At 29.6% G+C, this 16053-nt stretch carries 16 protein-coding genes; 9 read left to right on the top strand and 7 right to left on the bottom strand.

Going from position 1 to position 16053, the window contains the following annotated elements; translation table 11 throughout:
* Positions 1–93 precede the first annotated feature (93 nt).
* Positions 94–1260 (bottom strand): MalY/PatB family protein, encoded by a 1167-nt coding sequence (locus tag ETU10_RS10440; protein ID WP_146312080.1) that lies wholly within the window; start codon positions 1258–1260, stop codon positions 94–96.
* A 441-nt stretch (positions 1261–1701) separates the two neighbouring features.
* Here ETU10_RS10440 and ETU10_RS10435 point away from each other — a divergent pair, with 441 nt between their 5' ends.
* Positions 1702–3606: a T9SS type A sorting domain-containing protein gene (locus ETU10_RS10435; RefSeq protein WP_146312078.1), complete on the top strand. Its 1905-nt coding sequence runs from the start codon at positions 1702–1704 to the stop codon at positions 3604–3606.
* 175 nt (positions 3607–3781) lie between these two features.
* Here ETU10_RS10435 and ypfJ read toward each other — a convergent pair whose 3' ends face one another.
* Entirely contained in the window at positions 3782–4633 is an 852-nt protein-coding gene (gene ypfJ, locus ETU10_RS10430) for a KPN_02809 family neutral zinc metallopeptidase (protein WP_146312076.1), read from the bottom strand.
* 320 nt (positions 4634–4953) lie between these two features.
* Here ypfJ and ETU10_RS10425 point away from each other — a divergent pair, with 320 nt between their 5' ends.
* The 3 genes from ETU10_RS10425 to ETU10_RS10415 all read left to right on the top strand — a co-directional run bounded on the left by ETU10_RS10425 (position 4954) and on the right by ETU10_RS10415 (position 6422).
* Complete coding sequence (locus ETU10_RS10425; RefSeq protein ID WP_146312074.1) at positions 4954–5394, top strand: hypothetical protein; 441 nt, start codon at positions 4954–4956, stop codon at positions 5392–5394.
* A gap of 153 nt (positions 5395–5547) precedes the next feature.
* Positions 5548–6165: a nicotinamide riboside transporter PnuC gene (gene pnuC, locus ETU10_RS10420; RefSeq protein ID WP_146312072.1), complete on the top strand. Its 618-nt coding sequence runs from the start codon at positions 5548–5550 to the stop codon at positions 6163–6165.
* Between the two features lie 11 nt (positions 6166–6176).
* Positions 6177–6422, top strand: coding sequence for a GlsB/YeaQ/YmgE family stress response membrane protein (locus ETU10_RS10415; protein ID WP_146293520.1), 246 nt, complete (start codon positions 6177–6179; stop codon positions 6420–6422).
* Positions 6423–6471: 49 nt separating this feature from the next.
* Here the strand turns inward: ETU10_RS10415 and ETU10_RS10410 are convergent, their stop codons facing one another.
* Together ETU10_RS10410 and asnA are read right to left on the bottom strand one after the other, a co-directional pair.
* A complete protein-coding gene (locus ETU10_RS10410) occupies positions 6472–7074 on the bottom strand; it encodes a superoxide dismutase (RefSeq protein ID WP_146312070.1) in 603 nt (200 codons plus the stop codon).
* Positions 7075–7238: 164 nt separating this feature from the next.
* Entirely contained in the window at positions 7239–8279 is a 1041-nt protein-coding gene (asnA, locus tag ETU10_RS10405; RefSeq protein ID WP_146312068.1) for an aspartate--ammonia ligase, read from the bottom strand.
* 155 nt (positions 8280–8434) lie between these two features.
* Between asnA and ETU10_RS10400 the strand changes: the two genes are divergently transcribed.
* Complete coding sequence (locus ETU10_RS10400) at positions 8435–9142, top strand: hypothetical protein (protein WP_146312066.1); 708 nt, start codon at positions 8435–8437, stop codon at positions 9140–9142.
* A 56-nt stretch (positions 9143–9198) separates the two neighbouring features.
* On the top strand, positions 9199–9855 hold the full coding sequence (locus ETU10_RS10395) for a trimeric intracellular cation channel family protein (protein WP_146262815.1): 657 nt from the start codon (positions 9199–9201) through the stop codon (positions 9853–9855).
* Between the two features lie 48 nt (positions 9856–9903).
* On the opposite strand, the gene ETU10_RS10390 is transcribed toward ETU10_RS10395, so the two are convergent.
* Together ETU10_RS10390 and ETU10_RS10385 are read right to left on the bottom strand one after the other, a co-directional pair.
* A complete protein-coding gene (locus tag ETU10_RS10390) occupies positions 9904–10518 on the bottom strand; it encodes a glutathione peroxidase (protein WP_146312064.1) in 615 nt (204 codons plus the stop codon).
* A gap of 177 nt (positions 10519–10695) precedes the next feature.
* A complete protein-coding gene (locus ETU10_RS10385; RefSeq protein ID WP_146312062.1) occupies positions 10696–11610 on the bottom strand; it encodes an HAD family hydrolase in 915 nt (304 codons plus the stop codon).
* A 60-nt stretch (positions 11611–11670) separates the two neighbouring features.
* On the opposite strand from ETU10_RS10385, the gene ETU10_RS10380 reads away from it, so the two are divergent.
* Genes ETU10_RS10380 through recR form a run of 3 tightly spaced genes read left to right on the top strand, consistent with a single transcriptional unit; the run spans position 11671 to position 14475 of the window.
* Positions 11671–12831, top strand: a complete 1161-nt coding sequence (locus ETU10_RS10380) for a hypothetical protein (protein ID WP_146312060.1) — start codon at positions 11671–11673, stop codon at positions 12829–12831.
* Positions 12832–12881: 50 nt separating this feature from the next.
* Positions 12882–13832 carry a thioredoxin-disulfide reductase gene (trxB, locus tag ETU10_RS10375; protein WP_146312058.1) on the top strand — a complete coding sequence of 317 codons (951 nt, stop codon included), beginning with the start codon at positions 12882–12884 and terminating at the stop codon, positions 13830–13832.
* 28 nt (positions 13833–13860) lie between these two features.
* Positions 13861–14475, top strand: coding sequence for a recombination mediator RecR (gene recR / locus ETU10_RS10370; protein ID WP_146262820.1), 615 nt, complete (start codon positions 13861–13863; stop codon positions 14473–14475).
* Positions 14476–14514: 39 nt separating this feature from the next.
* On the opposite strand, the gene ETU10_RS10365 is transcribed toward recR, so the two are convergent.
* Positions 14515–15738, bottom strand: a complete 1224-nt coding sequence (locus tag ETU10_RS10365) for an MFS transporter (protein ID WP_185145093.1) — start codon at positions 15736–15738, stop codon at positions 14515–14517.
* Between the last annotated feature and the right edge of the window lie 315 nt (positions 15739–16053).

The raw sequence follows: 16053 nt of genomic DNA, 5'->3' as shown, positions 1-16053 counted from the left end.
TAGTTAGAACTCTTTCAGCTTCGTGGTCTGCGATTTCAATATTAAATTTTTTTCAACTTCAACAAACAGTTCAACAATGTCTAAGCCCATAATTTAAAGAATAGATTTTAATTGATTAAGAGCCTTTTCCAATGTAATTCTTGGGCATCCTAAATTCATTCTCATAAATCCGGTTCCTTCTTTTCCAAACATAGAACCATCATTCAATGCTAAATGAGCCTTATTTATAAACAAAGAAGTAAGTTCTTTTTGCGAAAGATTCAACTCCCGACAGTCTAGCCATAATAAAAAAGAAGCTTCCGGCTTCATTGCTTTAATTTGAGGAATATTTTTTTTCAAAAAATCATCTACAAACTTAATATTTGCTTCTATATATTCCTTTAATTCAATCATCCAATCTTCACATTTTTCATATACGGTCTGCAAGGCTAAATAAGCATAAATAGTACCTTCGTTCAATTCACTACTAACCAAATAATGGTGGTATTTTTTACGGATCTCTTCATTCTTAATGATAGAGTAGGAGGTAACAATTCCGGCTATGTTAAAAGTTTTGGAAGGAGCATTAAAAGTAATGCTGTTTTGTTCTGCTTTTTCCGATATGGAAGCGAAAGGGATATGTTTATTTCCCTTTAATACTAAATCGGAATGAATTTCATCGGAAATAACCAACACCTTATGTTTATAACATATTTCTGCCAGTTGTGTAAGTTCTTCTTTGGTCCAAACCCTTCCTCCAGGGTTATGAGGATTGGAAAGTATAAGAATTTTAGATTTTTCAGTTATCAACTTTTCTAATCCTTCCAAATCCATACGGTATTGCGTTCCCTCCAAAACTAAGGGATTGGTAACCACTTCTCGGTTATGTAATTTACTTATAATTCGAAAAGGATGGTAAACCGGTGGTTGAATAATAATTTGATCTCCTTCGTTAGAAAAAACATCCAAAGCAAAAGCAATTCCTTTTACTATGCCAGGTATGTAGCTGATTTCTTCCTTTTTTACCTCCCACCCGTGGTGCTTTTGTTGCCAGTTTATAATGGATTGATAGTATTCTTTAGGGGGGTATGGATAGCCAAAAACTCCTTGTTGGGTACGCTCTACTAAAGCTTCTATAAGTTCCGGAGGAGACTGAAAATCCATATCAGCCACCCAAAGGGGAATTAAATCAACACTTCCAAACCTTTTTTTTAAAGCATCGTATTTTAAGCAATCCGTATTTTTTCTATCAATAACCTCATCAAAATTATATCTTCTCATTTTTTACATATTTATACAAAAATAAAGGTTTTCTAAACCTAATCATTTATGGTATTATATTTTAAAGTTAATAAAAGTTTTAATAATAAATAATTGTAACTATCATTTAGTAAATTCTTGAATACGTATTACTCATAATCATAATATCTAAGAATAGATTGAAATAGTTAATTTAAAATATTCATGGGAATGAATTTATTGAAAATATATAGAATCAATTCTTAATAAAACAGGTATAGTTTACACATTTTAAACTTTAGAGAGGTTTTAAAATTAAATGATTTATTTAAAAACTAATATTTTAAATGACAAAGACGTTTAAATATTAATCCAATTTGAAAGGCTCATTATTTAAATTTAAGATTGATGCAAATGATAAAATTCATACATTATCTTATGTTATAATGGAATAAAAAACTTATATTAGTTGAAAATTTATTTATGAAAAAACTTTTATTTTCTTTTATGGTACTATTTCTGACTTTAGGTATAGCACAAAGTCAGAAACAGGAGGAACCACTAGAATTAGAATTTCGCAGTGGTAATACTACTTCTAACTACAAAGGGGTAAAAATTGGGGAGTATTATTGGATGGATGCTAGTTTATATGAACCTGTGTTGCATTACACAACACAAAATTTCATCAATAAACATATGGACGGTTGGGCAGTTCCTTACGATATGCCGGCGGAAAGTTTTAACCGATATTATGGACAATTTTATGGACCTATGGAAGTTCCTTCCGGAGATATGTATGAGAATGGGGTTGTGGATAAAAATTGGAAGCTTCCCAATAGAGCAGCTTTTTATCAGTTAATGGCCATGTGTGGAACAGGTTCCTACCAAGACATTAAAGAATACTTGGGCGCAAAAACCAATGATAATCCTATGGCCGTAAATCTTACCGCCAGTGGAGATATTAGCAATGGACATTGGTTTGCACCTAATAAAAATGTGTATGGATTTAGTTTAATGCCGGGTGGGGGACGTATGAATGGGCCTTGGCAAGAATTAGCACAAGGAGATTTTTACGCGATGTATAAGCATGCCAAGCTTAGAGTGGATGATTGGAGTGTTTTTACGGTGGATAATTTAGAGAAAACAGCTTCTTTCAGCGGTGTTTTATATCATTGGATTAATATAAGATGGGCAAAAAGAATACCGGATGAACAATTGGGGTATAAATTATACATTAAAGAATCTGATTATAAAAAATACGAATACTCAGAATTGATCCCAAATTTCGATATTAATTCAGTAGATATCAAAAAATTAAGTCTTGATCATGTAGTTCCCAATGGGTATATTGAATTGCCCAATGGATGGATTCGTGGATTTTATATTCAGAAAAATGGTACTCAGCCAATTAAAAAAATGCCTGAGCTAACTACACATCTTAGAATACTTACCGATGATAATAAATATGTATTTAGAGAGAATGATCAAGTGAAATTCTACTTACGCACAGATGCTAAATCTCAAACAGAACTTGAAAACCTTAATTTTGGACTGTACAACCCTAAAAATGGTGATTTTAGAGGGCCAATAAAAATTTTGTCTGTGGATGGATATGTTTATACTTGTGAATTGCCTGAAAACAATGTAAATCCCTTTATGTTAGTGCCTTACATTGAACAAAATGGAGAAAAAATTATTTTAAAAAGGGGAAACTCTACCCCTTGGATTGATCGTTTACCCATCACCATAGAATACAAACTATCTAGAGGATTTACTGTTTCAAGTGATTTTCAAGCTAACAGCAATATGCAAATAAATATACCTGATGGAGGGACAAATAGATTATTTCAAATTGAACTGGAAAAACCATTTATGATTAGAATAGAAACCAAAAATCAGGAACAAGTGAGAATAGGATTATTTTATACCAACGGAGATTTTTACACAGATATAACAAATAGTGTTAAAGGATCTGTCTATACCTGTAGCTTACCGAATAGTGTTCAGGCAGGTGATTATATTCTAATGCCTTATACTAAAGAGGATGGTAAAATAAAAGTTGTTGAAAGAAATGATGAAACTTTTTACATGGATAGACTTCCAATTGTCGCATTAGAAGAAGATATATGGGGAGATAGTTTTTCAGCCTTTAGTGTGGAAGAACCACTTACTCCTTATACACAGAATAATAATACCTTATATATTAAAGGATTATCATCAACAGCTAATTTATCAATCATAGATATAAATGGAACGGTTAAAAAACAAATGAATAATATTACACAAAATACAGCCATACCAATTTCTGATTTGAAATCCGGTGTTTACTTTATAAAGGTAAATACTTCTGAAGGAAAAGTTGAAAATTTAAAATTTATTAAGCAGTAATTATTGATAAATTGTATAAAGAAAAAGGATTGTATTTTTACAGTCCTTTTTCTTATTCATTATCAACCATAATTGATTAACTTAAAAAATTTAATTTTTAATTGATTCTTTTTTAAGGAAGAAATAAATCAAAAAATTATTTAATCATAAATGTTTAAAATACAATTATAAATCACTATAAATTAGAAAAAGGCACATTAAATGTATTGCCTTGATTGATGTCTCCAGTTTGTAAACCTTTGTTTAACCAGCGTTTACGTTGTGCTGAGGTTCCGTGGTTAAACGCATCCGGAACAGTATATCCTTGTGCTTGCATTTGCAAACGATCGTCTCCTATTTGGGTCGCTGCATTTAAACCTTCCTCAATATCACCCGGTTCAATGGAATTAAAATTTTTATTGTCATGATAGGCCCATACACCTGCATAGAAATCGGCTTGCAATTCCGTGCGAACACTCATTCGATTGCTCTCTTTCTTACTCAATCTTTGCTGTTCTTGATTAACTTTACCCAAGGTTCCTAATAAATTTTGCACATGATGCCCGACTTCGTGGGCAATTACATAAGCATAAGCAAAATCACCTCCCGCGTTCAGTTCATTTTTCATTTGTTTAAAGAAAGATAAATCTATATAGATGGTTTGATCTGCAGGACAATAAAACGGACCGGTAGAGGATGACGCACCACCACAACCCGATGTGGTAGCACCATTAAACATGATCAATTTAGGTGAAACATAAGTCATTCCGTTCTCCTTAAAAATTTCAGTCCAAATATCTTCCGTACCCGCTAATATTTTTTTAACAAACTCTGCAGACTTTTCGTCTTCGGCATTTGGTGTGTAAGTTTGTTGTGTAGGACTGGTATCGCTTAGTTGCTGAGTGATTACATCCATGGGATTCCCCCCCATTAACCAAACAATCAAGCCTACTACAATGGTGCCTCCTATACCTAAAGTAGCCTTACCTACCGATTTTCCACGGCGGTCTTCAACATTTTCACTACTTCTTCTTCCGTCAAGTTTCATAACTTATGAATTAAATATTTATATATATTTAAAGTAAAAATATTAAAAATTATAATAAAATTGAATACAAATTATACTTTTGTTGAAATAATACTTTTATTAGTATCGATAAGATCACATGGACTATAACAAACTTAAAATAAGTGATTTACTATAATTTAATAAGTAAATAATATATAATATATAATATATAATATATAATATATATTATAACAATATTATACAACAGCATATTTCATATCTTTGTAAGTATGGTATGAAATATAAAATTTCATATAATATAATTAACATTAAAAATTTAAAGATTAAAATTACAGATTATGAGCATTCTAAAATTTAAATATTCATGTTTAGCATTTGTTACAATTACTTTTTTAGTTGCATGTAACAATACTAATGAAAATTTAGAAAAAAATTCTAATACTAATGTTATCACACATAATCAGCATACTTCGGAGTTAAAAGAAAATGTTCTTAAAAAAGGAGATCATGTTCCGAGCAATAAAGTTTGTATGGTGAATGATGAATATATGGGTAAAGAACAGCTAGAAGTACCGCTTGATGGTAAGATGTATTATGGTTGTTGTGAAATGTGTAAGAATAGAATACCACAAGATGAGAAAGTAAGATATTCAATAGATCCTCTCACTCATAAAAAGGTGGATAAGGCTCTAGCATATATTGTCTTAGCTAGCGACGATGGACAAGTGTATTATTTTGAGAATGAAAGCAATTTTTTGAAATTTAATAATAAAAATTAAATTTTAGATTTAATTATCCAAAATGGATAATAAGTTCTAATTATACTATTTATACAATTATAGTAAGACTTATTCTCAATTATTCTACGAATAAATATTAATATATTCTTTTTTAATTGAGGACCAATAAAGTCCATAATTTAAAAAATTTTAATGGAAATTTTTAATTCATACTTAATATCAATTATTGAACAATTTTATGGTATAAAATGGCTTGAATTTGTAGGTGTATTTTTTGCTGTGTTGCAAGTTTTGTTTGCAAAAGCGAATAAGGTATGGTTATATCCGTGTGGAATAATTAGTATATGTATTACAAGTTACTTATATTTTGAAATCCATTTATATGCTGAAATTCTTTTGCAATTGTATTATTTTATTATGAGTATATATGGATGGATGTTGTGGAAGAATAAAAATGGAGAAGGTGCAGAAATAAGTTTGTCCTCGAATTCTGAAAAAAGAAAATCAATATTAATAGTAATAGTAACATTTTTTTTGTTATATTTTATATTGATAAAACACACAAACTCAGATGTCCCCCTATGGGATGCAATGGTTAGTGCCTTTGCTTGGGCAGGGATGTGGTTGCTGGCTAAAAGAAAAATTGAAAATTGGATTTATTTAAATATAAGTAATTTAATATCTATTCCGTTATTATTGCATAAGGGTTTAATCCTATATACATTACTAACCCTATTTTTATTTATTATAGCTATATTTGGATATCTAGATTGGAAAAAAATATTAAAAAATAAAGAATTATTAACCTAAAAATTTAAAGTATGACTTGGACAATAATTATTGGTATTCTTGCTGGTTTTTTAGCTGGTATATTGATGAGAGGTAAAGGTTTTGGTTGTTTAGTTAATTTAATAATAGGTGTTGTTGGTAGCGTTTTAGGAGCTAAGATATTTAAAATTTTGAATATTTCCGTAAATGAAAATAGTAGAATAGGAGATTTATCTATGTCTTTAGTTGGGGCTATAGTTCTTTTGGCTATAGTATCAATATTTAGGAAAATTAAATAAAAAAACTACCTCAGTATTGAGATAGTTTTTTTATTTAAAAATATTTTAATTATTTGTGTTTTTTATAAAGTTCTGACACTTTGTCCCAATTAACAACATTAAAAAATGCATTAATGTAGTCAGGTCTTCGGTTTTGGTAGTTTAAATAATAAGCATGTTCCCAAACATCTAAACCTAAAATAGGGTAACCAGAAATACCAACTTCTGGCATTAAGGGGTTGTCTTGATTGGCAGTTGAACCTATGGAAAGTTTACCATCTTTCACAACCAACCAAGCCCATCCTGAACCAAATCTTCCACTAGCAGCTTTAGAAAATTCATCTTTAAAAGAATCGAAAGATCCGAAAGTAGCATCAATGGCTTCAGCTAATTCTCCACTAGGTTTTCCTTGTCCTTCAGGGGTTAACCATTCCCAGAATAAACAATGATTTAAATAACCACCTCCGTTATTTCTAATAGGGGTTTGGTTAAAACCTTTAACTATAATTTCTTCAATGGGTAAAGATTCAAGCTCAGTTCCCTTAACTGCGTTATTTAAATTTGTAGTATAAGTCGCATGATGCTTATTATAATGCACATCCATCGTTTTAGCATCAATATGAGGTTCTAAAGCATCGTATGCATACGGTAGTTTTGGTAATTCAAAAGCCATAATTTAAAAATTTATTTGATTAAACAATCTATATTTGGGTGACAAATATCATACCATTAAAAGAAATCATATAAAAGACAAAATTTAAGATAAATAATAAATTTTGATGATAAATAATTTCATTTATTCATAAGTTCTTTGCCAAATATAGTGGAAAAAAATCTTTATATTAATAAAGGTATTCCAGCATTGTAACAAGATTCTTTCATTTCGTTAGGCCAAATGCTTGATTGTACTTCTCCAACGTGAGCTTTTCTTAATAAGAACATACAAAGTCTTGATTGTCCAATTCCTCCACCGATAGATAGAGGTAGTTCATCATTTAAAAGCCTTTGATGAAAATAAAGTTCTTTTCTTTCTTCCTTATCAGTCAGTTGCAATTGTTTAATTAGTGACTCTTTATTTACACGTATACCCATAGAAGAAAGTTCAAGCGATTGGTTTAGAACCTGGTTCCATACAATGATATCGCCATTGAGACCAGAATAAGGACTTTCAGATAGTGAAGTCCAATCGTCGTAGTCCGGTGATCGTACATCGTGAGCTTCTCCATTGCTTAACTTATCTCCAATTCCCATAATAAAAACAGCCCCATATTCTTTGGCAATTTTATGCTCTCTCTCTTTCGGAGTAAGATCAGGATATTTTTGCAATAATTCTTCGGAATGAATAAAATAAATATTTTTAGGCAATTGAGGAATTAATTTAGGGTATATTTCGTATGCCATGTATTCGGTTCTACGTATAGAATCGTATATATTAGTAACGATTTCTTTTAGAAAAGAAATCTTTCGATCTTCAGCAGATATTACTCGTTCCCAATCCCATTGATCTACATAGATAGAATGAATATTATCCATATCTTCATCTGCACGAATTGCATTCATATCTGTATAGATACCAAAACCATTTTCAATTTGTAGATCTGCTAGCGTTAACCTTTTCCATTTGGCTAGAGAATGCACAATTTCTGCTTTTTGCTCTTGCATATCCTTAATAGGAAAGTTTACCGCTCTTTCATTGCCTGCTAAGTCATCATTAATACCCGTACCTTTTAAAACAAAAAGTGGAGCAGTAACTCTTCTTAAATGCAATTCAGAAGAGAGATTTAGTTCAAAAAAATCTTTTATTTGTTTTATTGCTAATTCAGTTTCCCTTAAATTAAGAATAGGTTTGTATCCTTCAGGAATAATTAAATTACTCATAAATATATTTCTTATTTTAAGTAAAAATACTAATTATTAAATTCTTATCTACAAAATAATAAGATCTTTTTTCAATTAATATCACTTGTAAAATTGTATAAAAAATTATATAAATACTATTAAGATTTTTATACATTTGTTGCTTGTATCTCCTTATGAGTAATGATTATAATAACAATACAGGTTTAATTATCTTAAATAATATACCCGAATCTATTAAACCCGGTTGGGGAAGTTTTCTTTTATTTTATTACAATTCGTATATAAAACACGTACCTTACTGTATTAAAAGGCTACAAAAGATAGGTATAAACTCTGAGGATTGGTCTAAAGCTAGAGATATTGGTGAAAATATTTTAAAATTTTCTAAGGAAAATCCTTTTTTTGTTCCATCTTCTTATCTCACTCTAGCTCATAATATAGCAAAAATGATTGATCGAATTGCAAATCCTTCTTCATCTTCTGATAGAAGAGAAGAATGGAAAATTCCTTTTTTAGCTATGGAGACGGCAATTTATTTTAAAGATTCTGTTTTAGAAAACGATATTGAATCAACATTGTCTTTATTTACTCGAGTACCGGAATTGAAAAATACCATTAAAAATAGTAAGGATTTTGTTTTATTTAAAAGAATTAATGATATACTATGGATCAATTGGTATTCTGATTTGGAGCATGATTTAAACCCTACTTATAAATACCAAAATTACTTGCCTGATATTTTTATTTTAAAAAAATCAAATGCTAGTATTGAGTCTATAGCTAACCGAATACTGCAAATTGAGAAAGATATTATAAAGCTACCTGGAGATAAGGAAAATTGTAAAATTGTAGCTTCTGCTATTTATAATTTAAAATATTAACAATTAAAATCAATTATATTTTATTTTTTTGATGTATAATTGTCTAAATATTCAAAATGGATTTTATTTTATCTTTACTTTACAAAATAAGATATGTAGAAATTATTGAATTTTTAGGAACTTTTGCTTTTGCTATAAGCGGAATTAGAGGGGCAGCAACTAAAAATTGTGATTGGTTCGGTGCCTATGTTCTAGGTTTTGTTACAGCTGTAGGTGGAGGAACATTGAGAGACTTATTACTAAATCAAACTCCATTTTGGTTGCATAATGGTTTCTATGCATTATGCTCATTTTTTGCATTAATCTTTTACATTTTTTTAAGAGAACATTTAAATCATTTAAATCGTTTTTTCTTTTGGAGTGATAGTATAGGATTGGGGTTATTCGTTTTTGTAGGAGCCCAAAAAGCTATGGTAGCAGGATATTCCTTTTGGGTGGTAATAACGATGGGAACAATCACCGGCATTATGGGGGGAATTATGAGAGACACTCTTTTAAATCGTATTCCAGTAATTTTTAAAAGAGAGCTTTATGCATTTTCATGTATTGTTGGAGGTAGTACCTTTGTAATTCTTAATTGGTTAAGATTTGAATTACCTTTGATCAGTCTACTTACAGTGGGCATTGTTGTTTTTATAAGGTTTGTGGCTGATAGATGGAACCTGCAATTTCCGCGATTGAAGAGTGAAACAATTAGACAAAGAGAAAATTAAATAAGTTAAAAAATAATGCACCTATTTATAAAGTAGGTGCATATCTATTTATTTTTTATTTTCAATCCAATTTTTAACTTTATCTGAAAGTATAGATTCTTTAGGAGGAACAACATCCACAAGTCTACCATTCTCATCAATTAAATATTTTTGGAAATTCCATTCAACCTCTGAGTCCATTACTCCATTTTCTGATTTCTTTGTTAACCATTTATAAATGGGTGCTATATCATCGCCTTTCACAGATATTTTAGACATCATAGGGAAAGACACGTTAAAATTCGCTGTGCAAAATTTCTTGATCTCTTCATTACTTCCGGGTTCCTGTCCTAAGAAATTGTTAGCAGGAAATCCTAAAATCACAAAATTTTTGTCTTTATATGTGTTGTATAATTTTTCTAAATCTGCATATTGAGGTGTATTTCCACATTTAGAAGCAGTATTTACAATCATTATCTTCTTTCCTTTTAAACTGTCCATTTTAAAAGGTTTTCCATCAATATCGGTAACTTCAAAACTATAAATAGTAGAAATAGAATCTTTTTTTGATAAATTATTTTCTGATGAATTAGATTCTTGCTTTACCTCTTTTTTAGCGTTACAATTAATTAAAGTTAATTGTAATAATCCTAAAATACCACAGGTGATTATTATTTTTTTCATAAATAAAAAATATTTTTAATATTTCAAATGTAGTCTTTTTATAAGAAGATCACATATAAATTCAATATTTTATTAATAAGAATAATAGATATAATTTTAGCTATATTTAAAATAATAATAAATGAATTAATAAATTAATAAAAAGTTATGATTGTAGATTTTAAATAAATCGAATAATTAATAATTAGGCATTAATCCGTATTGGTTTGAAATAAAAGTTTGATTATTAAACGCTTCATCTTTTAAAAAAATTTCAATACAGTTAGGATCTTTTTTCCAATATTTTTTTACAGTATAACCGAACATATCTCCTGAATTAATATTATTTTCAATGTGTGAATCGTTGGGATTAACAATAATTTTTAAACCTGTTGAAGCATTCATCATTTCCATATCTCCTCTACTATTTCCACCTACGATTAATGGAGGAACCTTTATGAAAGTATTTATTGCTTCAGCCTTGCCTTGATTCATAGGATAAGGATTAACTAATAGGTTGGTAGCTAAATTATTTTCACTAATGACGGCTTTCATTCCAATAATTCTTTCCTTGGGTATTCCTAGTTCTCTGTGAATAATTTCTTGATATAACAACTCCGGTGAAGCTGAAATTATCCATATTTCAAAATTAAATTTTTTAAGATTTGTCAATAGTTCTTTCATTTCACCATAAAATTTATTTTTATACTTACTGTCGAAAGTACTAGTACCAAGATGCTCAATTTCTTTAACCGTCATTCCTGAAAGAAAGTTTAAAGTATTTTGTACATAATCATTTTCATCTATGGGTTTTAAAATATGAAATAAATAATTCATTTTTTCAATGGATATAGAATCATATTTACCGTTATACTTCATTTTTGCGTAGGTAAAAATTGCTTCTTCCGATAAGTAGTAGGGAACTTGTCCCAATAAGGTTCCGTCACAATCAAAAACGGCAACCTTCCTATCTTTAATATTTAGAGACGAAACCAAAAACTGCTTCAGTTTTTCATTGATCTCATCAGAAAAACCATTTATTTTTTTATAAGTTTGTGAATTCAAGTATATGGAGCTTACCATAAAAATAACTAGGATTAAAATTTTTTTCATTTAAAAAAGTTTTAAACGCAATATTTATACATTTATAGTTACTAAAATTAAAATAAATAAATGAAAAATATATATTATAGGTTTGCATTATTCTTATTCATTGTTCAATGCAGTCCTTATAAAAAAGCTGAATCACAATTAAATAAAGGTGATTACGCCCAAGCTTTTGAGACTTCAATAAACGTGTATACAAAAAATTATTCCCAAGATAAAAAAGAAAGACAATTAATACTATTGCAAAATGCTTATTTAAATGCAAATAAAAAAGAAGAAGAAGAATTGAAGATTCTTAAATCTAATCTCATTCCAGACTATAAAAGAATCTATTTAGTAACTAAAAGTCTATCTAATAGATATGAAAAAATTAGACCCTTACTTCCCTTATATAACAATGGAAAAGAATTAAAATTCCCAACCAAAGATTTACAACAAGCCTTGGCATTGGCTAAAGAAAATTATTTAAATTCCTACTACAATAAAGGCGTGAGTTTACTTGAAAGGAATAACAAGGCTAGTGCTAGGGACGCATACGAATATTTTCAAGAAATAAAAGAAGTAGATGCTAATTACAGAGATATTTCATTTAAATTAAAGGAAGCCTATAATCAGGGATTAAATATAATTTTAGTTGGTGTAAAAAACAATTCAGGAACTTATTTACCAAGCGACTTACCTCATACACTTTTATACAATATTAATAACTATAATAAGAATTTTTGGACTCTTTTCACATTAGATTTTAATGAACCGCATGACGAAGAAGTAGTTATCAATATTAATGGAGCATTCGTTAATTATGGCAATGAAAGAATTTTTACACATAATTATGAAAAAGATATTATTGATGGTTGGGAGTATTTGAAAGATTCAAGAGGATTTAATATAAAAGATGCAGATGGGAATTATATTAAGGTTGATAGATATGTTAAATTACAAGCACAGGTTACCGAAGTCATTAAGCAAATAGATGCCGTTATAAATGCAACATTTCAACTTTACAATTCTTTTACTGGAAATTTAATAAATACCTATCCTGTAACTTCAAGATCTGAGTTTAAATCTGCTTATGGTATTTTAAACGGGAATAGAGAAGCTTTGGATATATATGCATTAGAACTGATTAATGCTCCTAGAATACCTTATCCGAATGATAGGCAAATGTTAACTGATTGCGGTATAGATTTAAGAAATCAGTTAATAAATTTCTTAAATAGTCTTTAAGATTAATTAGATAAGTAAATTTTGTAACTTGCAATAAAATATATTTAGTAATGTCAGAGAATAACATATTAGATACGCTTATTATTGGTTCAGGTCCGTCTGGTTTTACCGCTGCAATTTATGCAGCAAGAGCTGAAATGAATCCATTATTAATTTCAGGAATGGAATTGGGGGGGCAGTTGACGACAACTACCGAAGTTGAAAATTTCCCCGGATATCCTGAGGGTATAACTGGCCCTGAGATGATGGTACAGCTGCAAAAACAAGCGGAGCGTTTTGGAACAAAAGTAATTATTGATACTGTTGTAGAGGTAGATTTTGGTAATCAGTTGGGAGATACACATACTGTTAAAACTTCCTCGGGTAATGAGTATAAGGCAAAAACTTTAATAATTTCTACCGGTGCTAGTGCTAAATATTTAGGTAAAGAATTTGAGGAAAAATATAGGGGTGGAGGAGTATCTGCCTGTGCAACATGTGACGGATTTTTCTATCGAGGCAGAAATGTGGTTGTCGTAGGTGGTGGAGACACAGCAGCAGAAGAAGCTACTTATTTAGCTAAAATTTGTAAGACGGTTTATATGGTAGTTAGAAAAGACTACTTGAAAGCTTCTAAAATTATGAAAGAAAGAGTTGAAAGCACATCCAATATTGTTTTAATGTACAACCATGAAGTAATTGATTTAAAGGGTGAAAATAATTTAGTGGCTCAGGCTGTAGTTAAAAATAATGTCACTAATGAAGAATCGATTTTAGAGGTAGATGGCTATTTTGTGGCTATTGGCCACTCGCCCAATACTAAAATTTTCGAAGGAAAATTAGATCTGGATGAGACAGGATATGTCAACGTTCAACCATTTTCAACACAAACAAATATTCCCGGTGTATTTGCTGCTGGAGATGTTGCGGATAAAAAATATAGACAAGCCATTACTGCCGCAGGATCAGGATGTATGGCAGCCTTGGATGCTGAGAGATATTTATCTCAAATTACTCATTAGATTTGCTTAGGCATTTATATATTGAATAATGAATTTTCCAAGTAAAATTTTAGAAAAATCAGTAGAAGAAATATCTCAATTGCCAGGAATAGGTAAAAGAACTGCTTTGCGTTTAGCCTTGCATTTACTAGAGGTACCTAAGAATCAGGCGGATAATTTAGCCAATTCTATAAGCCAATTGGTTCATAACATTAAACATTGCAAAGAGTGTAATAATCTTTCTGATACTGAAGTATGCATCATTTGTGGAAATTCTTTTCGTGATGATAAAACCATCTGTGTGGTGGAAGATGTTAGAGATGTAATGGCCATTGAAAATACGCATCAATACCAAGGAAAATATCATGTTCTAGGAGGTAGAATTTCGCCCATGGAAGGAATTAGTGCCTCTGATCTATGTATCTTTCCATTATTGGAAAGAATAAAAGAAAAACAAGTGGTAGAAATTATATTTGCTTTAAGTGCTACTATTGAAGGGGATACCACAATGTTTTATTTATATAAATTAATGAAAGATTTAAAAATAAAATTTACTACCATCGCGCGTGGAATAGGAGTAGGAGACGAACTAGAATATACCGATGAACTTACTTTGATAAGATCATTGCAAAATAGAGTACCCTATAGCCAAGATTTAATCTAAATAAAAAAACCTTATATATACATATAAGGTTTTTTTATATTAATCCTTTTGTTTAAAAACTTTTAAATAGGTAGAAAGTAAGAAAATACATATTCCAAAAATTCCTATTAAGGCAAATGAATATCTTAGATTAAAAGCATGAGAAATATATCCAATTATTGGTGGGCCTAATAAGAAACCAACGAAACCTATGCTTGAAACAATAGTTAAAGCCATTCCCGTATTAATTTTTGTTTTTTGTCCGGCTAAACTATAGATCGTAGGAATAATGCTAGAGACTCCCAAACCAATAAGCATAAAGGATAGGGTAGTAATTATTATATGTGGAAATAAAACAGCTATAAACAAACCAATAGATATGGATAAACCACAAACTTGTATAATACGTTGTTTTCCCCATTTTTGAGCGGCATAATCAGCAATAAAACGTCCTGTTGCCATCATAATCATAAAAGCAGCAAATCCTAAAGGAGCCCAATTTTTAGAAACATGAACAACTTCTTCAAAATAAATTCCACTCCAGTCAAACATAGCACCCTCTGAAGCCATACCACAGAATGCTGTTATTCCTAATAAATATAGAAACATTTCTGGGTAGGTCTTTTTTTTGTATGACTTGTTATTAGTTTCTTGAATTGATTGTACAGTTTTTTCATTGGATTCTAATGATACGGATTTTTTATCTTGCTGTAAATATTTACAATTAAAAATTATTAATATCCCTACAATAAAAAGTATAAATATATAATGTTGTAAAGGGGTTAAACCTAGGTTAATCATTAACAAACCAATTAAAGATCCAAAAAATCCTGCCAAGCTCCATCCGCCGTGAAACGATGACATGATGGGTTTTTTGTAAATATTTTCAATAATAATTCCTTGAGTATTGACAGAAATATTTACAAAATTTCCAAAAAAACCAAAGGCAACTAGGCTTAACATTAAGGTAAGTAAACTTGAGGATAATCCAACAGCAATAAGCCCTAAAACATGTAAAGGCAAAGCGAGTAATAATACTTTTTTGCTTCCTAAACGAGATATTAAAAAGCCAGATAGAACCATTCCTAAAATCTGTCCAATAGGGATCATTAAGAGAACATTCCCCCATTCTCCATCACCAACATGAAAATAATTCTTAATATCTGGAATTCTGCTTGCCCAACTGGAAAAACATATACCTTGACATATATAAAAGGCAAAAATTCCCAGACGTATTTGTTTATTTGAAAATTTAGATGAACTACTACTTATATTTTCATTCATGAAAACAAAATTTAAAAATTACGGCAAATGTAATAAGCAAGAATTGATTAATTCTATTTTTAGAAGTAAAATATTTAATATAATATAGAATAAAATTTATTGAATAAAAATTATTCATAATGAAATATTATCAATTAAAATATTTAAATTATAATTGGTAATAAGTTGTTTTATAAATCAACAAAAGTTATTCTTACACGAACATAATTTTTAAAATTTACTTTTCATAGTCTGGCAATTGGATATATTCTAGTACTGTATGACCCATTTTTTACTTCCAACAATAAAACCTATAATTTAAATTTTTGACATAAT

The sequence above is a fragment of the Apibacter muscae genome (assembly GCF_007845595.1).
In the GTDB taxonomy this organism is placed as follows: domain Bacteria; phylum Bacteroidota; class Bacteroidia; order Flavobacteriales; family Weeksellaceae; genus Apibacter; species Apibacter muscae.
This window is presented reverse-complemented; position numbering and strand designations above follow the sequence as displayed.